The sequence below is a fragment of the Leptospira andrefontaineae genome (genome assembly GCF_004770105.1).
Lineage (GTDB): Bacteria > Spirochaetota > Leptospiria > Leptospirales > Leptospiraceae > Leptospira_B > Leptospira_B andrefontaineae.
In genome coordinates this window covers 287478-310847 of the sequence record NZ_RQEY01000012.1, presented here as the reverse complement: position 1 = coordinate 310847, position 23370 = coordinate 287478, and the positions used below count along the sequence as shown (strand labels likewise).

Genomic DNA, 23370 nt, shown 5'->3' with positions numbered 1-23370 from the left:
CTTTCATCCACAATCACAAGTTACTTTTTCTTTTTTCGGATCCCATCCGCCCGAGGCCTTGCAGATACAACTTAGCTGTCTGCCTTTTTGTGCAGAATATTTTGCCTCGAAAACGAATTTTGCTAAAGCTTCTAAAAATGCCGGATATGTTCCCGGTGCAGGAATTCTATAATATTCTGAGATCCCATTTTGGAGTGCATGGTCTCTAATCTGAACTCCGATCTCTTCTAATGTTTCGAGATGATCGCTGATAAAACTGATCGGATATACTGCGATCCGTTTGGTTCCTTTTTGCCCTAACTCTTGGATCTTATCTAAAGTGTTTGGAGTGGTCCATTTACTTGGCCCTACCCTACTCTGATAAGATAAATGAATTTGTCCTTTATAACCTTTTTCTCTCAGAAGAGAAGTCAGTGCTTGCACATTCTCTTCAATCTCTTTCGTATATACATCTCCTTTCTTAATTAATCTAAGAGGGATCCCATGTGCACTGAAAACTATATCTAGATCTTGCCAATCTGGGATTTGTTCTTGTTTGAGATGAAGAAAATCATTTTCTGAAAGTTTGCCTTGGAAAAAATCGAGGACTAAGTCTCGGATGGATTCTAAATATTCCTTCCTATCTGAGAATGGTCTCACCCATAGTGGGTTGGAAGCAGGGCAGTATCCCAACTGTTTTTCCATAAGCATTGCTGTGGAAAGAACTGTTGATCTGGAGAAATGAGGAAATAGTGGAAGAAGTACCACTCCTTCTTTCGGATCCGTCCACTCGGATGGTAACTCTCTGATGTCCGGATATCCGCAGCACATTGCCGTCTTAACTTCCCATTTTTCTCCGGACTCTTCTAAAAGTTTTTTTAAACCTTTTGCTTGTTTTTCAGTTTCTGCTACAAGAGGGGAGCCTCCTCCGAATCCCATGGAAGCGTAGGTCTCTTCTACTTTTTTGGCTCTTTTCTCTGCAATTTTTCTAGCAAGTTTAATCCTTAGGAATTCAGGAAGAGGAAGATCGAATACTAAAGGATCTTCGAATAGGTCTTTCAGAAATTTTGGGATTTCTTGGGGGTTTCTGGGCCCGCCCAAGTTGATCAGTAAAAGTTTATTTTTCATAAAAAATGGCTCACTTGGAATTCGACCGAGTACTGTTTTGTGCTCAGATAGTTTCTATACCTTCCTGAATAATTTGAAAGAACGTCTTCCCTGTTTATGCCGCCTTGGGTCTGGAAACTTCCTTCTCCGTATAATCTATGCTCAGTTAATTTTAGGAAAAATAACCAAGAGGGTAGGATATATCCTGCGCCTAAATTTGTTTCTACTCCGAAGCCGGAAGAATCCCCGATGAAATTTAAATTTCTTTGGTAATGATAATCCCTGAAATGTGAATACCAAACATTTCCAGAGAGGCTTGCTTCTAACATCCAAGTTCCATTGGAATATCTATAACCGAACCCGAATGGGATTTCCCAGGTAGAAATAGAATAACTAAGCCCAATTCCGATTGGACCATAAGTCACGGGGGAAGTGGCGATCCATTGTGTCACATCGTATAGATAATATTTATAATAAGTATAATAAGCGCCGCCAGTAAGATAAAGACCTGAGCCTGGTTTTCTTGGATCAGGATTTGCTGTGCCGAAATATTTTCTGCCAAGGAGACCGATTCGATCATCTTTCATCTTCAGTTTCCCTCTTCCATCGGCAAAGTTTTGGGTCCCCGTGAATGTGTAAGGTGTATCGTAAAAACTTGCGTTTGCGAAATCGATCTTTGTCCCCTTTTCCCTGCTTACGCTACCAAGAAAAAAGTCCTCGTCCCTTCCCTCTCCGGTTCTTTGGTTCTTGAAAGTTGTCCTGTATTCCAGGTTGATCTCCCAAGTTTCCCACCAATGTTTTAATCCGATCCCACCATATTCGAACTCTCTGTTATACGTGATCCTGGATCCCGCTTTTAGCCCGGATAAATTAGGGAACTTTGTGCCTGATTCAAAAATATGTTGGCCTCCGTTTTCCCCCACAAGACCTGTGATGGAACTTCTGGTCATTAGTTCGGATAGAAGTGTCTGGATTTTTGTTTGGGGCACCTCGGTTCCCGGGAGTTTAGTTTCTGATCTTATATCCTTGGGAGATTCGGGCTCTTGTGCGAGCAATGGGCCTGTGGCAAATAGGCAGAATAGTGTGGTTATAATTCGAATCTGAATTTTCATTTCATCCTAGAATTAGGGGTGAAATGATTTCATCCCCAGTGGAATTCCTTTTCCGAGAAGAGACCTTAGCATTCTCCCCTCCCCTATCGTTTCAATTCGGTTTTTTCGCACTTAAAGCAATATGAGACATAGGTTTTCTTGACAAATCCGGTCTGGACGCTGATCTATTATCAGGGTCAAGGTCTGAAGTGAAAGCCAAAGTTTTAAGTGTAGAAGAAGTCCTCTCCGAATACGTTTTAAGTTCGGAAGATGAGTTTCTGGAGAAGGCGGAAAAATGGTCCCTGCCCAAAGACAATAAGGGAAAGTATAAGACCGATGTTTTGGATAAATACTTCTCCAAAAAAATGAAACATTCTTACGAATCAGTGATCATCGCGGTATCCAATCAAAAAGGTGGAGAAGGTAAAACTACAGTTTCCATATGCCTTGCGGAAGCTTTGGCAAAGGCAGGCAAAAAAGTCCTGCTATTAGATTGGGATGCTCAGGCAAATATCACTCAGTTGTACGTTGGCCAGGCTGATAAATCGGTCTTTCATAGTTTGGGTTATAAGGAAGAATCTAAAGTAGATATTTCTGAAATTATTGTGAACTTGGCTCCCGGTTTGGATCTGGTTCCTTCTTCCATTCATTTGGCAAATTTTACGACTCCATATGAGAGAGATGATTTCGATCTTTTGAAAGAAGCACTTTTGCCGATCCGTTCTTCTTATGAATATATTATTATAGATTGTCCTCCTTCTCTTGGTTTGATCTTGGAGAATGCTTTGATCGCGGCGGATCTTGTTTTGGTCCCGATCCAGACTCGTGCTTTTAGTGTGCAGGGCCTGAAAGACCTTCATGGTACAATCGAGAAGATCCGTAAAAAGGCAAATCCCGGTCTTGGACTTTTGGGTGCGGTATTAAATCAGTATGAGGATTCGAGAGCTCTTTCCGGTCTTGCTGAAACTGTCCGGAAATATTTCCCAGTGTTCGATTCTGTAGTGTACAGAAGAGAAGCAATTCCTCAGTCCCAAGCAAAACGTAAACTTTTATCCGAATATGATCCTAAAGCGATGCAGATGTTTTCTACTTTGGCGGAAGAAGTAATGAGGAGAGCAAATGGCAAAAAGATCTGATTTTGCAGGGCTGGATTTATTAACAGCTTTTGGTGGGGATGAATCCCTTAAAAAAGAAATTCTTCTTTCTGATATTTTAACTAATCCGGAACAACCTAGGGTTTTTGGAAAAGAAGATGTGAGCGATCTTGTGGAGTCTATGAAACGTTTGGGTTTGATAGAGCCGATCGTTGTCCGTAAATTAGGCAAGAAGTTCCAGATCGTAGCCGGTGAAAGAAGATTCCAGGCAGCAAAACTCATAGGCTGGAAGTCCATTCCGGTAGTAGAGACAGAAGCTTCCGAAGATAGATGTTATGAGATCGCCTTGGCAGAGAACGAAAAACGTAAAAGTCTAAATCCTTGGGAAGTAGGAAGGGCGATCCAGTTCTTAAGGAAAGAAAGAAAAAAGACCGCAGAAGAAGTCGGCAAGATACTAGGTTACACGGAAAGATATGTAAAACAGTTGAGCTCGATCGCAAGGTTGGATCAAAAATCTGTTTCAGAATTACTCAAAAGTGGAAGTGATCTTTCGGTCAAAAACCTGGAAACCCTCCTGAAAAAGAAAGAAGGACGGGGGGGTGAAATGATTTCACCCCGTAAACCTGGAGAAAAGGTTACCCTGGATCTTAAACCTCTAAGCGTTAAGAATAGAGAATCTTTTCTAAGGGAACTTTCTAACTTAAAGAAAAAATACGGTTTAAGCTAAGACAAATTTTTTCTCGTTGGAGAAAACTCCAGGCTCTTGATCCTGTTCTCATTCGACCGTTCGGGCGGGCTTTTTTATCCGCAGTTTGGTTTCTAATAAAGGAATAGAATGAAAATTGGAATCATTGTTGGCTCCCAACAAAAAGTATCTCAATCTGCTAAAGTAGGTGAATTTTTAAATTCTAAATTAAAAGAAATGTCCGTGGAAACTTGGACATTGGATCTGGGAAAAAATCCTCTTCCTCTTTACGATTCAACTCAGACAAGCGATGATAAACTCTGGATGGGTCTTTGGAAACCTATCGATGAAAACTTAAAAAGTTCCGAAGGTTTTGTTATTATCACTCCTGAGTATGGTGGGATGGCGAGTCCTGCGATTAAAAATTTCTTCCTTCATGCTGGGCTTGTTCAGTTGGGTCATAAACCCGGGCTTCTTGTTTCTGTTTCTTCAGGTAGAGGCGGGGCTTTCCCGATCAATGAGATGAGAGCAAGCAGTTATAAAAATACCAAGATCTGTTATATCCCCGAACAATTGATCTTTAGAGATGTGGAACATTTGATCAATGGAGGAGAACCTGTTTCTCCGGAAGATAGTTTTATCAGGGAGAGAAGTGGATTTGCTCTTAAGATCTTAGTTGCCTATGCAAATTCTTTGTCGGAGATCCGCGAATCCGGTGTGGTCCAGGATCCAAGATTTAAGAACGGAATGTCCTGATCTTAAATTCCTTTTTGTAAATACTAACGCGGCAGCGATGCGTAGATCTTTAGTCCGGGCTTTGCCCGGATGAGCGTAAGCGAAATCGAAGCAGCGCGACTCGAGCGACAGCGAGTGGGCCGCCCCCAAGCCGCAATCAAGATCTCCAATGTGACATAATCCTACGAACTTCTGAATTCATTAGGCTAAGAGGGGAGGGGAGTTCCTTCCTTCGGAATTGGCTCAAAGATTGTCTTTTCTGACCCGATGATATATCCTGAGGGCTGTCGGATCCAGATCCTTCAGTTAGGAAACGAAAAGTTTCGAAGTCAGATAAGACGGACCGGATTTTTAGATGTCTCGGTCTAAATCGAAAGTTAGGAATTCATGAATAAAATTAATATCCAGGCCGGACAAATTATTTTCAGAGAAGGTGAGTTGAATAACTCGATGTATATCATCACCTCTGGGACAGTTGAAATATTTTTTACTCATAAAAACTCAGCCACTCGTTTGGCTTTGATGAAGAAGGGAGATTTTTTCGGTGAGATGGCTTTGTTCAGGGCTAAACCTAGAACTGCTACTGCAAGAGCAGTGATGGACACCGAAATGGTCGCGGTGGAATCCAAACAACAATTGGAAAGATATCTACTCGCGAACCCGGAATTTGCCGCTAAGATGGTGAGGATTTTAGCGGATCGTTTGGCGAATACGAACGAACTATTGATCTCTAAATTGAATGAAATTACTACGAAAGAGATCGAATATCAGATAGGGGAAACCTGATCAGGTATACGTAATGCGGTCTTTACCGGCCGCTTTTGCTTCATAAAGTTTTGCGTCCGTAAGCGAATATAACCTGTTACTTTCGTCAGCGTCCGTTGGATATTCCGCTACTCCGCCGGATACAGTAACTTCTATCCCGAAATCGTTTTTGGAAGAATTTCTTAAATAAGTCCTGAATCTTTCGATAGCTACCTTAGCGTTTTCTTTGCCGGTTTCAGGAAGAATGACTGCGAATTCTTCCCCTCCAACCCTGCAACTGATGTCCTCGGTGCGGAATGCATACATCAGGGTTCCTGCTACCAGTTTTAGAATATCGTCCCCGAAGGAATGTCCCTTGGTATCGTTGATTTTCTTAAAATTGTCCAGATCGAATAAGAATAAGCAGAAACTTCTTTTATATCTTTTACTTCTGGTGATCTCTTTGTTTAGGACCAGATTGAAATATCTTCTATTATAGATCCCTGTTCCTTCATCTATGACTGCGTTAAGGATGATCTCTTCGAAGGAATAGATATCCACGATCTTTGGATTTTCGATTAAACGGTTCTTTAAATAAATATAATCGAGGAGGGCAACAACGAAGTTCATACTTCTGCCCAATTGTTTACTTAGACCTTCTGCGTGAGCGTAGATCTCTTTCCAGAGAGACCTTGCTTCGGATTCGGGCAGATCCAGATTTGCGATAATTCTGAAAAAGTCGGAATAGAAGTAATCGTCCTTCTTTCCCATCTCTTCGAATTTGTTTGCGAGGCTGGGAAGGGGCGCTTCTTTATCGTTTACTATCTCTAAGATTGCGGTTTTTCTCTCGGAATTTACCTGACCTAGTCCCTTGAACCTGTCTCTCATTTCTATGAGTTCATTTCTGGCTAGATTTGCTGTGGTTTCCTGGGCGTTAAGGGTTTGTTCAGCCGTGAGTAATTCTACTTCTCCCAGCTTAGAAACTCTTTCATATAGCTCCAATAGTTCCTTGAGTTTTTGGATTTCCTCTTCTTTTTCTTTTAGTTCTTCTTGTAGATTTCGCATTTTGGTTCGCGGTTATGGAATACTGGTAAAATAATTCTTTTCCACCCTAGGGGTAAACCAATTTAATGAATAACTTGGCGGTTTCATATGTCCAAAGGTCCTCATAAGAAAAAAATTATTATCACTGGGGCTAGCTCCGGTATCGGCAGAGAGCTTGCTCTTTTATACGGAAAGGCAGGTCATGATCTGGCTATTACTTCCAGAAGGAAAAATGTTTTAGAAGGTATCGCGAAAGAGATCCGTTCTTTTAATAAAGGAGGCAAGGTGATCTTGGCTTCTTTGGATGTTTCTGAATCAGAAGATAATTTTAAAGTTCTGCCTAAACTTGCAAAGGAGCTTGGTGGAGTGGACCTATTCATTGCAAATGCTGGGATTTCTACCAACTCTTCTTTCGGTAAAAAAAGTTTCGAAGCGGATAAGAAGGTAATCGATACAAATTTGATCGGACTTATGGCCGGTATCTCCGCTTTACAGCCGATCTTTAGAGAACAGAGAAGTGGGCAGATCGTAGGAATTTCTTCCGTAGCTTCTTTTAGAGGTCTTCCCGGTTCAGCAAGTTATTCTACTTCTAAGGCTGCAGTTTCTACTTATCTAGAGGCATTAAGGGGAGAAGTTCGAAAATTCGGTATAAAGGTTACCGTTATTCACCCAGGTTTTATAGACACTCCAATCAATCAAAAGTTGGAAACCCGTCCTTTTCTTGTTTCCGCGGAAAAAGGCGCTAAAAAAATTTACAATAGGATAGAGTCAGGAGTTCGATCTGCTACTGTGCCTTGGTTCCCTTGGGCATTGATCGGGGTTCTGATGAGATCTCTTCCTGAGTTTTTATGGGAGAAGATCGGGCCTAGATAAAGGTTTTTGAATATGGTAGGAACTCCAGACCCTTCGAATATTTACAAGGTTCTCTTCGTATGTTTGGGGAATATCTGCCGATCTCCTGCCGCAGAAGGTGCATTCGTAGATCTATTGGAGAAGAAGGGGCTTTCTTCTCTATTCGAAGTGGATTCCTGCGGTACTTCTCGCTATCATATTGGTGAATTGGCCGATCCCAGGACAAGGCAGACGGCTCGTAAGAAGGGAATAGAGCTTACTCATAAGGCGAGACAATTTAAAAGATCCGATTTTGAATATTATGATTTTATTCTAGCGATGGACAGATCCAATAATAAGGATCTGGGGGCACTCGCTTCGAATGAAGAAGAAAGAAAAAAAATTCATTTGTTCAGAAAGTTTCAAAAGGGCCAAGGAAAAGACTCTGAAGTCCCTGATCCATATTATGGAACTTTAAAGGATTTCGAAGAAGTCCACCAGATCGTTTCCGAAGCTTCGGAAGGATTTCTGGAATACGTTTTGAGTAAAAATGGAGTAAAGAATGCCTAAGGGTGAAAAAAAGAAAGTAGTAGTAATCGGAGTAGGTTTCGGGGGATTGCAAGCGATCAAAAAATTATCCAAAGAAGAAGATTTGGAAATCATCGCTATCGATAAAAAAAATCACCATTTGTTCCAACCTTTATTATACCAAGTAGCAACCGCGGTTTTAAGTCCTGCGGATATTGCGATCCCAACCAGATCCCTTATCGGGGATAAAAAGAACGTAACAGTTTATTTGGGAGAAGTGGAGAAGGTAGACATTCAAGCTAAAAAAGTCTTTTTTCAAGGGCATTCAGAAGATTATGATTATCTAATATTGGCTGCAGGTGCTAAGTCGGGCTATTTCGGGAACGATCATTGGAAAAAACATTCTATCGGATTAAAATCTCTGAAAGATGCACTTTCTATCAGAACTAAGATCCTAACCTCTTTCGAGCAGGCAGAACTTGCAGGAGATCCTGAAGTCGCTAAAAAACATTTGAATTACGTAATTATCGGCGGAGGTCCTACAGGTGTGGAGCTTGCGGGTTCCATCGCGGAACTTTCTCATGAGATCGTTAGAAACGAATTCCATACAATCGACCCTGCTTTAGCAAAAATCACTTTGATCGAAGCTTCTCCTAGGCTTCTTGCAGCGTTTGCTCCTAAGTTAAGTGAGTTTGCAAAGATCCGTTTGGAAAAAAGAGGAGTGGAAGTCCTAACAGGGACCAAAGTTCTTGAGATAGACCAAAACGGAGTTAAGATAGAAGGTAGAACAATCGCTTCTTCTACGGTGATCTGGGCTGCGGGAGTGCAGGCAAATTCTATCGGAGCTACTTTAGGAGTTCCTACTGATAGAATGGGAAGAGTGATGGTGGATGAATTCTGTAATGTGGAAGGCCATCCTGAAGTTTTTGTGATAGGTGATATCGCGAATTATTCTAAAGGTTTAGAAAAACCTTTGCCTGGTGTTTCTCCGGTCGCAATGCAGCAAGGAAGATATGTTGCTTCTCTCATTCGAGGAGATCTGAAATCCAAAAAAAGAAAATCTTTCCATTATCTGGATAAGGGAAGTATGGCGACTATAGGAAGACAAGACGCAGTTGCTCAGGTTGGAAGTTTTAGGCTGAGAGGATTTTTCGGATGGGTTGTTTGGTTATTCATCCATATCTTCTATCAGGTAGGCTTTAAAAATAAGATCTCCATTTTCATCACTTGGGTTTGGTCTTATATTACATTTCGTGCAGAGGCGAGATTGATCCAAGACGAGGTCGAATCCAATTCTAACGGGCCTTCTACGCCGAATTAAAGCCGAAAATAATCCTTGAATAGGTCGTACTTAATAAAAGAATAAGCTCGATGCGGACTGATCTTTGGAAAGGCAAGACAATCGTGATTACCGGAGGCTCTTCCGGGATAGGAGAGGCTTTATTAGAAAGTTTATCCCGGATACCTTGCAAGATTATTAATCTTTCCAGATCGGAGCCGGAGCTTATTCGCAAAATTTCCAAGAAGAAGGAAAAACGACCTGCGGAAATTTTCCATATTCAGGCGGATCTTTCTTCCGAGAAAGAGATCAATAAAGCGGTTGCTAAGTTGGCAAAACTTGCGGACGGCATCGATGTTCTTTTTAATAATGCAGGCATAACCGCTCATTCTAGATTCGATCAAACCCAGATAGAAGCTTTTAGAAAGGCGTTTGATGTGAACTTTTTCGGTCCGGTCTTCTTAACAATGAGACTTCTTCCTTTTTTGAAAAAGAATAAGGGAGCGATCATGGTAACATCTACAGTCAGCGGATTGTACGGAGTTCCCGCAAGGAGCGCTTACTCTTCTTCCAAATCTGCGTTACACGCTGTTATGGAATCTGCACGTATAGAACTTTCGGAAGAAGGTCTTAGATTTATTATATTTTGCCCTCCTTATACCAAAACAAAACTAAGAGCAAACGGTATAGACGGGGATGGCCAGATATTGGGAGAATCCCATTATTCCGGCAAAAGTAAAACTCCGGAAGAAGTCGCAGAGAAGATGATCCTTTCTATTGAAGATCCAAACTCAAGACTCGTTGTGATGGATAAAAGTGGGTTCTTCATGAAATGGATGAGGAATATTTCCCCTTCCTTTTTAGAAAAGGTATTATACAAAAAACTTTATAAGGACTTTCATTAAAGGACTGAAGTCTATATGGAAACTAGAAGCATTATTAAAGAATTCAAATATGATTTTCCTTTGGAAAAGGTTTGGAGTGCTGTTACCGTTAACGAAGAGCTGATCCATTGGTTGGCGGATAAGGTAACGGGACGTCCTAAGCTTGGCGGTACTTTCTCTTGGACTTGGAACTTAGGTCCTGAAGGAGAGCTTACTTCTACAGGTATTTATAAAAAGATCGTTCCTTTCCAAGAGTTGATACTACAATGGCAAGACCATCCGGCAGGTGATATAGAGCTCAAGTTAGAGTTCGAAAAAGAAGGGGATGATACAACTCTTCTTAAACTCACCAACTCAGGATACCCAATCGGAGAAAAATTCGATCATTGGATCGAGGCTGCTTCCGAAGGCTGGGACGAAGAAAGTATGCATTTACTTCAATACCTTAGGAAGAACTAAGATATCTCTTTAGTGTCGGATTATGTTTTTATTTTCCGCTTGAACTCTCGGGTCCTTAAAAAAAGATGACATTAGAGCCCCGATATAGGGTGTTCGCGGTCTTTTCTCCATAAGAGACCAAAGGCTGCGAGCTGCTTTTCAAGGCGGTATACAGTGAACTTACCAGAACTAGACCCTTATTTTCAAAGTCTTACGGATATCACAGATACGATCTCGATCTTAAACTCTCCATATGAGTCCGAGTTCGATTCAGATATCTCTAAGATGGAAGACTTCTTAAATGAGATCCAATCCAAAGATTGGCTCGCTACAGAAAAAGAATACTTTAACTTATTCACCAGCCACTTTTCCTTTCATATCAAAATTGTAGAAGAGATTGTCCGCGAAGCTAGAGAGATCTTAGATCCTGAGCGTCGTATACATGTAAAACGTTTGGTAGGGTACTGCAAAACAACCGAAGAATGGTTGGCAGATCTTCAAAAACGTCGCAGAGCCACAGAAACTCTCGCAACTGCTTGATATAATCTATTGACATCCCCGGTCAACCGGGGAGTCTTGAGTTCGTGTCCGAGAACGAACTCCAATCAAAAGAAAAAATTAATTTTTTCACCCATCCTTTTCTCTTCTATCCTGTACTTCTTTTTGTATTCATATTCGCTCTAGATAAAATTTTCTTTTTGGATAAGGTCAGAGACTACGTAAAAGTAGAATTAACCTATATCTATTACGAAGTTAAGCAGGATCTTCTGAAAGAGATGATCTCCAAGTTCGGTAAGAATGCGGAGAAGAAGTCCAACAAAAAATTGGTACTTCTCATGGGCTCTTCCAGGATGTTATATTTTAAAAACGAAGAGATCCTGGACTTCTACCCTGATTGGGAAGTGTATAATCTTTCTTCAGCGGTAACTACTCCGGCATATTACCTTTATTTTTTGGAAAGATTATTTGAAGCAGGTGTTAAACCTGACTTCCTGGTTTTAGAGGCGGATCCTTTCCAGTTCAATGCAAACAGCACAACATTCAAAAAATCGAATTTAGCAAATAGTTTTGATCTTAGATTCGTTCTTTCTAATGCCTGGGATTTGGGTAAGGAAAATGTAAACTATTATCTGGGGAATTATTTCTTCGGAGTGAGTAAGAACAAACCTTATCTCGCCAATGTTTACTCTCACCTTACCAATAAAAAATTCGAGAAAGCGGATCTAATCAAAATGCTGACGATTAATTCTCTACATAAAGACAAGGGGAATGCGATCTCTCCAGCCGGCGGTTTTATGGAGAAGGACTACGGCAAACTAGAAGCAAGTTCTATCCGCACGATTGGTTGGATCTATCCTAAATATTCCCCGTCTGAAATGCAGTTTTCTTTTTATGAAAAGATCCTGGATAGGGTGAAGGCAGAGGGAGTTCCTACCATCGTTGTCCGTCCTGAAGTTTCTCTTCCTTTAGAAAATCTTCTAAAAGAATTGAATATACCGGCTCCTTGGTGGGAACGGATTCGCCCCATCAACCAAAAGTTCGGAGTTCCCATCATAGATATGGCAGAGGCAACCGACTACGAGTGTAATACTTTCGCGGATAGTGGCCATATGGCAGTGGACTGTTACCGTCCATTCTTACGCTTTTTACGAATGAGATACCCGGGAGAGTAAAAGCTCCGATTTGCACGCGAAGCCGCAAAGTTTAGAAGAGATTTTTAGGATTTCAATAAGTAACTTCTTTTCTTGGCGCCTTGGCATGAGAAAAATAACAAAGAAGCCTTAAGAATAAACGGGAAATATCAAAATAATAATAGCGACAGTGATCGTAGCGGAAAGCGCGTTTCTCGCGAAGCGAGAAGTCGCCCTCTTGTTCCATGTGTTCTATTTTTATCCAACTTACAGGAAATTGTAAGGCCTATTAAGCCCGGTCGTCGGGGAAAGGAGGTTGACGAGAGGGATTGTCTGCCTTAGTTTTGCTTCGTTAGATTTTCCCCAAAAGGCGAACCCATGAAAAAAATTATATCCACAGCGGTTTCAATTTCTCTTTTGATCGGTTGTTCTTCTGCGAGTGTCGTTGAGAACAAGGGCAAAAATGTAGAGTTCCAAATTTTAGAGCCGAATATCAGAATAGAAAAGTTCAAAGAAACATTCAATCTAAAGGGAGAAGGTCCGGTTAATTTGGACTGCTCCGGAAAACCTTGTACTCCGGACCAAGCCGGCGCATTAACTCCTGATCAGATCAAGAAACTAAAACGTAACGGCTCCTGGAAAGAATATGTGGAGAAGGAAGATCTTCAAAAAAATAAATTCTCCGTTTTGGTTCGCGTAGGTGATTATAAAGACGATAAAAGAGAAGGTATCTGGAAAACATTATACGAAACGGGAGAAACTTTAAGAGAGACTCCTTATGTTGCCGGTGTAAAAGAAGGTGAAGATAAAAAACTCGCGAAAGACGGGACCCAACTTGAAAGCACAATCTATAAGGCCGACAAGAAGAACGGACCATACTGGTCTAAAACAGACAAAGGGATCTTAAGCGACGAAGGTACTTACGCAGACGATAAAAAAGTAGGGACCTGGAAAGACTTTTATAATGAAGACGGAGCTAAAAAATCCGTAATCGAATTCAAAGACGGTAAAAAAAGCGGCAAAGAAACGAATTATCATAAAGACGGGAACACTGTCTCTTCCGAAGGAAACAATTCGGATGATCTAAAAACTGGTTATTGGAAAAACTATTACGACAACGGAACCCCTCAATCCGAAGGTAATTATGCTCCTAAGGGTGCGGGTGCCGACAGAAAATCCCTTAGGATAGGTGCATGGAAAGAATATTACAAAAACGGAAAGGTTTTTGCGGAAGGGCAAAGAGATCATACTCGTAAGGGAGATTGGACCTTTTATTGGAGTACCGGAAATCCTGCGTATAAAGGAACTATGATGAACGAAATGATGATGAGTTCCGCAGAAGTATACGATAAGGACGGAACAATTGTAGGGAAAGGAAAACTCCTTTTTGACCTTCTACTTATGGATGAAAAGACGGACGAGTTGAAGGCAAAATATAAGCCTGATTTCCCGTTTGCATATTATAAAAACGGAAAGAAGTCCTTTGAAATCTCTGCAAACGGTACTGCGGTCGAGTATGATGAGTCCGGAGCAAAGATCGGGCAAGGGCCGATTATGCCTGGGACAAACCAAAAAAACGATTGTTGGACGACACCTCAGGGTAAAAAATATTACGTGAACGGTAGAGAAAATCCTAAAATGGGAGAACTACAAGGCTGTAAGTGATCTTAAGCCTTAAGTAACTCGGTTTCTTAAGTATAAAAAGCTCGGAGGGTATTTCTCCGGGCTTATAATATTTAGAAAGGCTTTTCTCAATCTGTAAAATTCTTCTCTGATCTGTGTAGGAATTCCAACATGGACTCAAGAATCGCAAAAGGGAATCCTTGCCTTGGAAAAAATTATCACAAATAATGATCTCAAAAAAATCAGCCTCGGGATACTGGTCGCTGCTCCATTATTCTTCCTGCTTGGATATTTTGTCCGAGGATGTAGTTCCGTAAATCGGCAGGCAAAGGTAACCTATAGCGGTTCCTTTACAGAAGGAACTCTGGTTTCATTAAATTCTAAAAATGTAATATTACAAGACCCTGATTTCTCTATCCCACTGGAGACAGTGGAAAAAATAGAATTTTTGGAAGACCCTCAAAGTTTAAGCCCGAACCTGGTTCCTTTGAGCGATTCGGAAAAATCATTTGTAGGTACTTATAAAATACAGATCGGGACCCATAAAGGTGTATTGAGTATCTTTCCTCGCAAAACGGGAGGAATAGGTGCTACTTTACGTTTTACGAATTGGGGAAAAGGATCGAACGAGATCCTTACAGGTATAAAAGTAACAGGTAAATCGATTAGGTTTGTGAGATCTTGTGCAGGGGCAAGATGTTCTGAGATAGGCAGTAATGTTCCTTTCACCCAAACTTATACCGGGGACTTGGACGGTAAAAAAATCCAAGGCGCATACCAAGGCACGAACAGTTCTGGCCGTTGGCTTGCGGAACGTTAATAGGAAATAATATGGAATCCATCGCAAAAGATCGTGAGAATATTCCTTTATCTGAATCTGATATCCATTTTGCAAAAGATACATTAGATCGGATCCGTCAGGAATTGTCTGGAGAGATCACCGGCCAAGAAGCAGTAGTTAAAAATTTGCTCATCTCTTTAGCCTGCCAGGGTCATGTCTTGTTAGAAGGGATGCCTGGACTTGCAAAAACACTTCTGGCAAAATCATTATCTTCCGCATTAGATCTGGATTTTAAAAGAGTGCAGTTCACACCTGACCTTCTTCCTGCGGACTTGATCGGAACAGTAGTATTCAATCCTAAAAATGGAGAATTCACTACACGTAAGGGCCCCGTCTTTACTGGAGTTTTACTCGCTGACGAGATCAATAGGGCGCCTGCAAAAGTACAATCAGCTCTTTTGGAATGTATGGAAGAAAGAACGGTCACTATCGGAGAAAATACTTTCCCCTTAGAGAGACCTTTCCTGGTACTAGCTACGGAAAATCCGATCGACCAAGACGGGACTTATCCATTGCCGGAAGCACAGATGGACCGTTTTTTTATGAAGGTTCTTGTGGATTATCCTGATATGGATGAGGAACTAGCGATCCTTGAACAACACGGCAAACTTGCTGCCGGTCCAAAACGTATTAAAAAAACTGCAACTGCTAAGGACGTTCTGAAAATCTCTTCTCTCGTTGATAGAGTTCATGTGGAACCTAAATTGAAGAGTTATATTGTTCGTTTGGTAAGAAATACTCGTCCGGAAGAAAAGACCGTTCCGGATCTTCTTCCTTATGTAAAACATGGGGCTTCTCCTAGAGCAAGTTTAAGTTTGTTAAAGGCATCCAAAGCGAAGGCTTTATGGGAAGGAAGAGACTATGTGGCTCCGGAAGATGTGAAAGCTGTTCTTCCTGAAATTCTTCGCCATAGAATTTTACTTACTTTCGAAGCAATCTCTGAAGATGTAGGGATCGAGTCCGTTGTCAGGATCGTTTCAGACGCGACTCAGGTGCTTTGATCTAATCGAATAAAATGTTCCGCAAAGAATACCAAAACCTGGTCCAACTTTTGGATTTTAAGGAGAGAGGATTTTCTCTTCGGAATAGGCAAGGTACAGCTACAAGTTCCAGAAAGGGTAGGGGAGTAGATTTTAAGGATGTTCGCCCCTATGCAATCGGTGACGATACAAGACTTATCGATTGGAATGTTACTTCTAGATTCGGAGAATTGCATGTAAGAGAATTCTACGAAGAGAAAGAAAGGCTGGGAGTTTTTTTCTTAGATGTTTCCGAGTCCATGGATTGGAGCAGTTCAGAATGGACCAAGGCGGAGAATGCTTTCCAGGTTTTAGCTCTATTAGTTTTACTTTATGTACGAAAAGGGAATCTTGCCAAGATACTACTCTATTCGGATCGATTAGAATGGGAAACAGGTTATATCAGAAATACAGAAGAAGCACTTTCTTCTCTGGAAAAGGTCCGATCATATCCGCATCGAAAATTAAAAACAGATCCTAAACTTCCATTTGTACTTTTGAAAAATAGGATCAGAAGATACACTGATTCTTATATACTTTCCGATTTTCACGGCCTTCCTTCTTTAAAAAAACTCACTGGGCTTAGAAGATTCCATACTCTGCACGCGATTCGATTTAAGGATCGTTTGGAAGAGAGCGCCCCCAGAGGTTTTTTCCAATTTTTCTTATTAAAAGATCCTGAAACGGGTGCTGTCCCTTCTCCAGTAGGAGGGAGTATCAAAAAGAATCTGGAATTTTTATTTAAGTCCAGGTGTTTAGAGCTGGAAGGCAAAGATACGGATCCCAACAAACTTCTTGAATATTGGAGAAGAATGTCATGAAGGCGGGAAGTAGCCGTCTAAGGCCTTTAGATCGTATTCAATTTTTCTACTATATATTCTATTCATTCCTAATATTCTTTGCGGCCCCGACTTTTGCTTGGAAAGAAGATTGGGAACCTAAGGAAGTAGGGATCGGAGATCAGGCGGGGTACGTGTTGGAATTCCAACAAGGAGAAATCCAGGATCCCGAGATACCATCCAAGGGAATGGTTCCCGATCCAGAGTCCCCAGATCTTCCTTTATTCGAAGTGATCTCTTCCGAAATTTCAGATACAAAGATCAAGTTAAACGTCGCCTATTATACTTCTGGAAAATTCTCTCTTCCTATTGTTTGGAAGGATAAGGACGGAAAAGAATATCATTCCGGAGCTGTTCTGACTGTTCGTTCTTCTTTAGGGGAGAAGGATAAATCTCCTGAGGAGATCTTGCCACCTTTAGAGTTTTCAGGAAAGTATGGTTGGAAGTTGGCTGCGATCCTTGCAGGTTTGGCTGCTTTAGGTTTAGGGATCTTCTATGCTTGGTATCTAAATCAAACTGCATCCAAAAGAACGATGGACGCGCTTGTAGAAGCAGATCCTTGGGTTCAGAAAATTCTAATATACGAAAGTAAATTGGATGAGATCATAAATTCTCCCCCCGTATTTGCTCGGATCTTTTATAGAGTACTATCCGGATATATTCGGGAGAATATGTCTAAAAAGATGAACGCACCATTTGCACATCTGACTGAGGCAGAATTATTCCAACGTATTTACGATTCATTCGGATTGGAAGAAGAGGAAGTTCGAAGTTGGGAGAATACCTTCCGTAAAGCACAATATTCGGAAGAAGAAGTGGAAATTACTTCTGCGGAAGCATTAAAAGCCTGGGATTATTGGAAGGAGGCACTTTCCAAATGACGGAATGGGAGTCTCCATATTATCTTTTTCTAATTATTCCGATCTGGGTTTGGACATTTTATTCGTATTGGAAAAACGAACCGGCCTTAGGAATAGAACTTCGGATCCCGGGGAAGGTCCAATCTGGGACATTCTACTTAAAACGACTTTTGTCTTCGATAGCACCGTTAATTCGCCCGATTGTATTAACATTGTTTGTGATCTCAGTTGCAGGCCCCGGGAAAAGATATAGATTTCTCCCTGACGAAACAAAGGGAGTGGATATTATTTTGGCATTGGATGTTTCCGGTTCCATGTCGAAGAGTAGGGACTTCTTGCCTGAGACTCGTTTGGGAGTTTCAAAAAAATTACTCAAAGAGTTTATTAGAAAAAGGGAAAATGATCGTTTGGGCTTGGTGGTATTTGCGGGAGGTGCCTATTTACAATCCCCTTTGACAAGCGACAGAGAAGTATTAGAGGAAATATTAAGCCAAGCCGAAGAAGAAACAGTTCCGGAGCAAGGAACCGCTATCGGTGATGCACTTATTCTTTCCTGTTATAGATTGCGTAGGTCTCCTGCAAAATCTAAGGTGATCGTCCTCATAACGGATGGTGCTTCAAATACTGGTCGTATAGATCCAGTGACAGCGACTGAAATTGCAAAAGGTGTAGGGGTTAAAATTTACTCCATAGGTATAGGAAAGGAAGATCAATCTTACGAAGTAAATTTCGAAATTTTGGATATACTTTCCAAAAGAACTGGAGGAGTATTTTATAGGGCGGAAGATATCAGCGAGTTGAGAGAAGTTTTAGCTTCCATTGACTCTTTAGAAAAAGATCTTTTGATCCTACCTCCGGAAGAAGTGAGAGAATCGGAGTCTTTAATTTTTCTGACTTACGCATTGGCGTTATTAGGCTTTGATCTTCTTGTCCGATCTTGGGTGTTTCGGTACTACTTATGAGCGAAACTTTTTTAGAATCTTTTTGGATCTCACTTGGCCTGATCTTCTTCGCTTATACTTTATTTAAGCTTGTGTTTTATTTTTATTGGAGTCGTTGGAAAAAATCTTATCCTGGCCTGCTTAGAGAATCCAAGGTTCCTCCTTTTTATATAGTACTCGGAAGGATCTTATTACTCGCTTCCGTATTCTATCTTTCTTATTTTGCTTACCAAAGAACTGAATCCACTAAGTCTAAGGAGGAGGAAGTCTCCAGGGGTGTAGACTTTCTGTTCTTGGTGGATGTAAGTCTTTCTATGCAATCCGTGGATACACGTCCTTCTCGGATCACTAGAGCTAAAGAAACAATTTTGAGACTTCTTCCTCAGTTGAATGGGAATAGATTTGGTATGATCGTTTTTGCTGCTTCTCCATTCGTGTATTGCCCCATGACTTCGGATACTCGCGCATTTTCGGAGTATGTGAGAGGTCTGGATGTGGATATAGTGGGTGATAGAGGAACGGATTTGAAGTCCGCATTTAAAAAAGCGGAAGAAGTTTTGAATTCAAATCAGGTATTACGAAATCGTATTTTAGTTTTGATCTCTGATGGAGAAGATATGGATTCTCCAGGTATTGTAAAATTTCCTGCAGAGGTTTGGGTCTGGTCGGTAGGAACTCCAACAGGAGGGCCTATCGGATATTCAGAAGATGGATCAAGAGTTTATGGATTTTTAACCAAAGACGGATCTTTAGCTCCTTATGAAAATTCTCCAGGTGTGATCGTCTCCAAATCTAATCCAGGATTTTTAAAAGAACTGGCATCTGCAAACGAAGGTAGATTTTTATCTTTGGATTCCGAAAGTCCTGAGATAGGCGATATAAAATCATGGATCGGCTCCATGGAAAAAAACACAGGACAAAGAATTCGTAATGGACGAAGGGCAGAAGGCGCTAAAAAGTTTTTAATACCTGCACTTCTACTATTATTGTTTGATTTTTTCGTAATAGAATTCTGGGGAAAATTTTTAGTGAGAATCTCCAAGAAGGTCGCTCCTGTTCTATTAGTACTATTCTCGCTTTGGGGAAGAGATGTTTATTCTTTCGAATTGGATCCTGGAGGAAATCGGATCAAGGAAGGTAGGAACTCCTACGAGCAAGGCGACTATAAAAATTCCTTGGAAAGATATAAGGAAGCAGATCCTTATTTCCCGGAAGATCCTAGATTAGAATTCAATCGTGGTGATTGTGAATACAAATCAGGAAACTTAGATAAGGCGATCCGTCATTTCGAAAAGTCCGCAGACTCGAAAGACGCAGGGTTAAGAGCTCAATCTCATTTTAATTTAGGAAATTCTTATTTAAAACTGGGAGATCGTAAAAAAGCGGCAGAACATTATCTTCGTTCTTTAAAAGAAAATCCTAATTTAGAATCTGCTAAAAAGAATTTAGAATGGCTACGTAAACTTCCTCCTCCTGAAGGTAAAGAAGGTTCCGAAAACAAGGAAAGTATGTCGGAAGAGAAGGAGGATAAATCTTCCGCATCTAAACAAGGTCCCAAAGGAAAAGAGAAGGCGGAGAAACAGTCGAAATCCGGTACAGGAAAGGATCAGAAAGATAAAAACAAATCCAAGATGGAAGACGAATTAGATCGGATCATGGAGTCTATGGATCTAGATTCGGTGAAAAGAAGAAGCCCGGGCTCTAGGAACAAAGAGGTGTTCTGGTGAAACGTTTTCTTCTTCTTTTATTATTTGGGACTTTTCCTTTATTCGCACAAGGTTCCAAATTTTATCTTAGTCAAACCAGAGCAGATCTGGGGGACGCGGTCTTTATCATTTTAGAAACGGAAGGTGGTGCTCAGGTCCGTTTAATAGAAAAAGAATGGGCCGGCCAAGGGATCAAAGCGGTCTATTGGGGAACGGAAGAGAATACTACCATAGTAAACTTCAAAGTATATCGCAAAAAGCTAATCAAGTACAGACTAACAGTCTCAGCACCTGGGCGTTTTTCTGTTCCCGAAATAGAAATAGAAGTAGATGGCCAAAAGGTAGTTTCTGGAATGATGGCTCTGGAAATTTCTCCCAGAAGTACCACGACGAATAAGTCTTCCGGATTTTTTTCGAATCGTTATTTTTTCAGCGAAGAAACGGAAGGTCCCGAAGACGGGGACTTAAAGGTATTATTCAAAACAAACAAGGACCAAGTTTGGGTAGGAGAGCCTATCTTAGGGTTTTTTACCCTATATTATAGAAATGCGATACGTCCTTATATAGATCGTGATTTTTCTAGCTCCATTGAATTCCCTTATTTTAGAAGTGAGGCTCTTTCCGGGATTAATCTTCTAATTCCCGAACAAGTGATTTATGAAGGATTAGAATTTGAAACCGCAGTTTATAATAAGGAAACTTTCATTCTAACACCCTTGAAAAAGGGAGAATATTCCTTAGGTTCCACCGTATTTCATTTGGAGGGGAGACAGCAGTCATTCTTCCATATGAGAAGTATTAAGACGATCCCGAGTAAAATTTTCGTAAGGGATCTTCCTTCTCCTTCTCCGTCCGAATTTAAAGGTGCAGTCGGTAATTTTAAAATAGGTTTAGAAGAATATCCTAAGGCTGCTTTTTTAGGGGAACCATTTCAGTTCAAACTAACCATTTCTGGGAATGGAAATCTTTCTTCTATTAAAGATCCTTTATTAAGTGTATGCGATCCTTCTTGTTACCCGGAGATTACTTTTTTGCAGACTAGGCAGCAAAGAGATTTTAGGGAGTTAGGTCCAGGAGAGTTCGGATTTTATCTAAATCATTCTTATCATTATTCTGTACTTCCTAAAAAAGAAGGAACCTGGAAACCGGAGGATCTAAAATTTACTTTTTTCAATCCCGGTTCAGGAAGATACGAATCCGCCTCTCTGCGTTTTCCCGGTTTAGAGGTTGGGCCTCTTCGGCCGAAGCAGGAAATTGTAACTGAAGATACTGGAAGTAAGGGTGGATCTTTTCTATTAGGTGCCATTCTCATTTCGTTTATATTTATAGGAGCAGGTACATTTGCAGTTTTAACTCTGCGTAAGAAGTATCAAGCTGAGGCAATATTGAAACGACTTGACCTCTGGATAGGTTCCAAAAGAGGTTTTGTTTTGAAACATTCTGTGATGACCAAGGGACTGCCTGAGGAAGAAGCAAGTCTTCTCGCCGGTTGGAAGTCCGACACGGCTCCATTGACCGAAACCTATAAAAGTCTGGGACCTTCTTCCAGAGCGACTCTGATTAGGATCTCAAATTGGTTGTCTGATAAATTAAAAGAGGAGGGATTCGAATGAGCGAAGAAGTAAAAGGCAGGATCTCGGTAGAAACGGAGAATATTTTCCCTATTATTAAAAAATGGTTATATTCTGAAAAAGATATATTCTTAAGAGAGTTGGTTTCCAACGCATGCGACGCAATCGCTAAACTCAGAAAAATCTCCTTGAATGAGGAATTCGAGGGAGGGACCGATTATAGGATCGATCTGGACTTCGACCAAGAAACCAGGGTCTTAACCGTCCAAGATAACGGGATCGGGATGACCGATGAAGAAGTGAATCGTTATATTAACCAGATAGCATTTTCCGGCGCAGAAGAATTCGTAAAAAAATACCAATCGGAAGGAGATAAGCCGGAGATTATCGGACATTTCGGTTTAGGATTTTATTCCAGCTTTATGGTTTCTTCTAAGGTAAAAATAGAAACCAAGTCTTATAAAAAGGGGAGTACTCCTGTTGTTTGGGAAAGTGAGTCGGGCACTGAGTTTTCTTTAAGATCGGGCGATAGATCCGAGAGAGGGACCAAGATCAGTTTGTATCTGGATGGAGATTCCGGAGAGTATTTGGACCAATGGAAACTGAAAGAGTTAGTCCGTAAATACTGCGATTTTCTTCCTGTTCCAATTTACGTAAAGGAGGAGAAGGCGAATAAACAAACTCCATTATGGAGCGAACAACCTTCTTCCGTTAAAAAAGAACAGTATGATGAGTTCTATCAGTATCTATTTCCTTTTGCTGGAGAACCTTTATTTCACGTTCACTTAAATGTGGATTATCCTTTTAGGCTACAGGGGATCCTATATTTCCCAAGACTGAAACACGAGTTAGATGCTAACCGAATGGGGATCAAACTCTATTGTAATCATGTGTTTGTCTCTGACGAAGCAAAGGAATTAGTTCCTCAATTTTTGACTGTTCTGCAAGGAACTTTGGATATTCCTGATCTTCCTCTGAATGTTTCTAGATCTTATCTTCAAAATGATCCTTTGGTAAAAAAGATCTCTTCTCATATAGTAAAAAAAGTTTCCGACAAATTGCAGGAAGAATGGACCAAAAATCCGGACGAATTCCGCAAGAACTGGGACGAGATCTCATTATTCGTTAAATATGGAATGATGACTGATGAGAAATTTTACGAGTCAGCGAAAGATCTCATTTTTTTCCGATCATCTAACGGTGATTTGACGAAACTGGAAGAATATGTAGAAAGAAATAAGGATAAAAATTCAGGCAAAGTATATTATGCAGGAGAAGCTGAACTTTCTTCCGTATATATGGACCTTCTCAAATCCCAAGGACTGGAAGCCTTGCTTGTGGATTCCCGGATAGACAATCATTTCTTACAGTTTATAGAAGGCAAAAATCCGGATTTGAAATTTCAAAGAGTGGATTCTGAACTTGCAGATCAAGTTTTGGATAAGGACGCAAGCCCTGATCTTGCGGACCAAGATAATAAAACTACTGAAGATAGGCTTAAGGAAATTTTCACTAAGGCAATCGTAAGAGAAGGTGTGGAAATTAAAACCGAAGCATTGAAGTCAGAGGATATTCCTTCCGTAATTCTATTGCCGGAACATCTGAGACGTTTAGCAGAGATGGGCCAGATGTACGGACAAAAACCGGGTGATATCCTGAAGAATCATACTCTTCTCTTGAACCGTAAATCTAAACTTATTAAAAACATCCTTGGTCTTTCTAAAGGTATACATCCGGAGAAAGCGGAGAAATTAGCTCGTTCCGTGTACGATCTGGCCTTGTTAGGCGCCAAGCTGATCGGAGAGGATGAATTGAGCGATTTGATCCGCCGTCAAAGGGATCTATTGGAAGATCTTTCCTCGGATTAATTCCGAAAAAAAAGGGGGGAAATCGAAGATCG

General features: G+C 40.8%; 23 protein-coding genes and 1 pseudogene. 21 read left to right on the top strand and 3 right to left on the bottom strand.

Translation table 11 applies throughout. The annotated features are described in order from the left end of the window. Positions 1 to 3 precede the first annotated feature (3 nt). Positions 4 to 1107, bottom strand: a complete 1104-nt coding sequence (hemH, locus tag EHO65_RS08380) for a ferrochelatase (protein WP_135773665.1) — start codon at positions 1105 to 1107, stop codon at positions 4 to 6. Beyond that, on the bottom strand, positions 1104 to 2198 hold the full coding sequence (locus EHO65_RS08375) for a putative porin (protein ID WP_135773664.1): 1095 nt from the start codon (positions 2196 to 2198) through the stop codon (positions 1104 to 1106). The genes hemH and EHO65_RS08375 overlap by 4 nt, the downstream gene beginning before the upstream one ends. A 188-nt stretch (positions 2199 to 2386) precedes the next feature. On the opposite strand from EHO65_RS08375, the gene EHO65_RS08370 reads away from it, so the two are divergent. The 4 genes from EHO65_RS08370 to EHO65_RS08355 all read left to right on the top strand — a co-directional run bounded on the left by EHO65_RS08370 (position 2387) and on the right by EHO65_RS08355 (position 5477). Further along, positions 2387 to 3313, top strand: a complete 927-nt coding sequence (locus tag EHO65_RS08370; RefSeq protein WP_135773663.1) for a ParA family protein — start codon at positions 2387 to 2389, stop codon at positions 3311 to 3313. Next, positions 3297 to 3998, top strand: coding sequence for a ParB/RepB/Spo0J family partition protein (locus tag EHO65_RS08365; protein ID WP_135773662.1), 702 nt, complete (start codon positions 3297 to 3299; stop codon positions 3996 to 3998). The genes EHO65_RS08370 and EHO65_RS08365 overlap by 17 nt, the downstream gene beginning before the upstream one ends. A 108-nt stretch (positions 3999 to 4106) precedes the next feature. Next, complete coding sequence (locus EHO65_RS08360; protein WP_135773661.1) at positions 4107 to 4712, top strand: NADPH-dependent FMN reductase; 606 nt, start codon at positions 4107 to 4109, stop codon at positions 4710 to 4712. Between the two features lie 366 nt (positions 4713 to 5078). Beyond that, positions 5079 to 5477 (top strand): cyclic nucleotide-binding domain-containing protein, encoded by a 399-nt coding sequence (locus EHO65_RS08355; protein WP_135773660.1) that lies wholly within the window; start codon positions 5079 to 5081, stop codon positions 5475 to 5477. Here the strand turns inward: EHO65_RS08355 and EHO65_RS08350 are convergent, their stop codons facing one another. Next, entirely contained in the window at positions 5478 to 6500 is a 1023-nt protein-coding gene (locus tag EHO65_RS08350; protein ID WP_135773659.1) for a GGDEF domain-containing protein, read from the bottom strand. 87 nt (positions 6501 to 6587) lie between these two features. On the opposite strand from EHO65_RS08350, the gene EHO65_RS08345 reads away from it, so the two are divergent. The 17 genes and pseudogenes from EHO65_RS08345 (at position 6588) to htpG (ending at position 23338) form a co-directional block, all read left to right on the top strand. After that, complete coding sequence (locus EHO65_RS08345; RefSeq protein ID WP_135773658.1) at positions 6588 to 7352, top strand: SDR family NAD(P)-dependent oxidoreductase; 765 nt, start codon at positions 6588 to 6590, stop codon at positions 7350 to 7352. 12 nt (positions 7353 to 7364) lie between these two features. Then, positions 7365 to 7880 carry a low molecular weight protein-tyrosine-phosphatase gene (locus EHO65_RS08340; RefSeq protein WP_135773657.1) on the top strand — a complete coding sequence of 172 codons (516 nt, stop codon included), beginning with the start codon at positions 7365 to 7367 and terminating at the stop codon, positions 7878 to 7880. Next, complete coding sequence (locus EHO65_RS08335) at positions 7873 to 9159, top strand: NAD(P)/FAD-dependent oxidoreductase (protein ID WP_135773656.1); 1287 nt, start codon at positions 7873 to 7875, stop codon at positions 9157 to 9159. Before EHO65_RS08340 ends, EHO65_RS08335 begins: the two co-directional genes overlap by 8 nt. A 50-nt stretch (positions 9160 to 9209) precedes the next feature. Continuing rightward, positions 9210 to 10022, top strand: a complete 813-nt coding sequence (locus tag EHO65_RS08330) for an SDR family oxidoreductase (protein ID WP_135773655.1) — start codon at positions 9210 to 9212, stop codon at positions 10020 to 10022. A gap of 15 nt (positions 10023 to 10037) precedes the next feature. Beyond that, positions 10038 to 10460, top strand: coding sequence for an SRPBCC family protein (locus tag EHO65_RS08325; RefSeq protein WP_135773654.1), 423 nt, complete (start codon positions 10038 to 10040; stop codon positions 10458 to 10460). A 153-nt stretch (positions 10461 to 10613) separates the two neighbouring features. Continuing rightward, positions 10614 to 10979: a PLU-1-like domain protein gene (locus EHO65_RS08320; RefSeq protein WP_135773653.1), complete on the top strand. Its 366-nt coding sequence runs from the start codon at positions 10614 to 10616 to the stop codon at positions 10977 to 10979. A gap of 44 nt (positions 10980 to 11023) precedes the next feature. Next, complete coding sequence (locus tag EHO65_RS08315) at positions 11024 to 12112, top strand: DUF1574 domain-containing protein (RefSeq protein ID WP_135773652.1); 1089 nt, start codon at positions 11024 to 11026, stop codon at positions 12110 to 12112. Positions 12113 to 12448: 336 nt separating this feature from the next. Continuing rightward, complete coding sequence (locus tag EHO65_RS08310) at positions 12449 to 13735, top strand: LIC20035 family adhesin (protein WP_135773651.1); 1287 nt, start codon at positions 12449 to 12451, stop codon at positions 13733 to 13735. A 163-nt stretch (positions 13736 to 13898) separates the two neighbouring features. After that, positions 13899 to 14513 carry an LIC20036 family protein gene (locus EHO65_RS08305; protein ID WP_208744022.1) on the top strand — a complete coding sequence of 205 codons (615 nt, stop codon included), beginning with the start codon at positions 13899 to 13901 and terminating at the stop codon, positions 14511 to 14513. Positions 14514 to 14524: 11 nt separating this feature from the next. Next, positions 14525 to 15535 (top strand): AAA family ATPase, encoded by a 1011-nt coding sequence (locus EHO65_RS08300; protein ID WP_135773649.1) that lies wholly within the window; start codon positions 14525 to 14527, stop codon positions 15533 to 15535. 14 nt (positions 15536 to 15549) lie between these two features. Next, positions 15550 to 16374 carry a DUF58 domain-containing protein gene (locus EHO65_RS08295; protein WP_135773648.1) on the top strand — a complete coding sequence of 275 codons (825 nt, stop codon included), beginning with the start codon at positions 15550 to 15552 and terminating at the stop codon, positions 16372 to 16374. Continuing rightward, complete coding sequence (locus EHO65_RS08290; RefSeq protein ID WP_135773647.1) at positions 16371 to 17273, top strand: LB_053 family protein; 903 nt, start codon at positions 16371 to 16373, stop codon at positions 17271 to 17273. The genes EHO65_RS08295 and EHO65_RS08290 overlap by 4 nt, the downstream gene beginning before the upstream one ends. After that, positions 17270 to 18214, top strand: a complete 945-nt coding sequence (batA, locus tag EHO65_RS08285) for a VWA domain-containing protein BatA (RefSeq protein ID WP_135773646.1) — start codon at positions 17270 to 17272, stop codon at positions 18212 to 18214. The genes EHO65_RS08290 and batA overlap by 4 nt, the downstream gene beginning before the upstream one ends. Continuing rightward, positions 18211 to 19209: pseudogene (gene batB / locus EHO65_RS20130) on the top strand (VWA domain-containing protein BatB); the annotation flags it as partial. The gene batA and the pseudogene batB, both read left to right, overlap by 4 nt. Positions 19210 to 19221: 12 nt before the next feature. Further along, a complete protein-coding gene (batC, locus tag EHO65_RS20125; RefSeq protein WP_341867373.1) occupies positions 19222 to 19920 on the top strand; it encodes a TPR repeat-containing protein BatC in 699 nt (232 codons plus the stop codon). Next, on the top strand, positions 19917 to 21512 hold the full coding sequence (locus EHO65_RS08275) for a BatD family protein (RefSeq protein ID WP_135773644.1): 1596 nt from the start codon (positions 19917 to 19919) through the stop codon (positions 21510 to 21512). Before batC ends, EHO65_RS08275 begins: the two co-directional genes overlap by 4 nt. Beyond that, complete coding sequence (gene htpG, locus EHO65_RS08270; RefSeq protein WP_135773643.1) at positions 21509 to 23338, top strand: molecular chaperone HtpG; 1830 nt, start codon at positions 21509 to 21511, stop codon at positions 23336 to 23338. Before EHO65_RS08275 ends, htpG begins: the two co-directional genes overlap by 4 nt. The last annotated feature ends 32 nt before the right edge of the window (positions 23339 to 23370 follow it).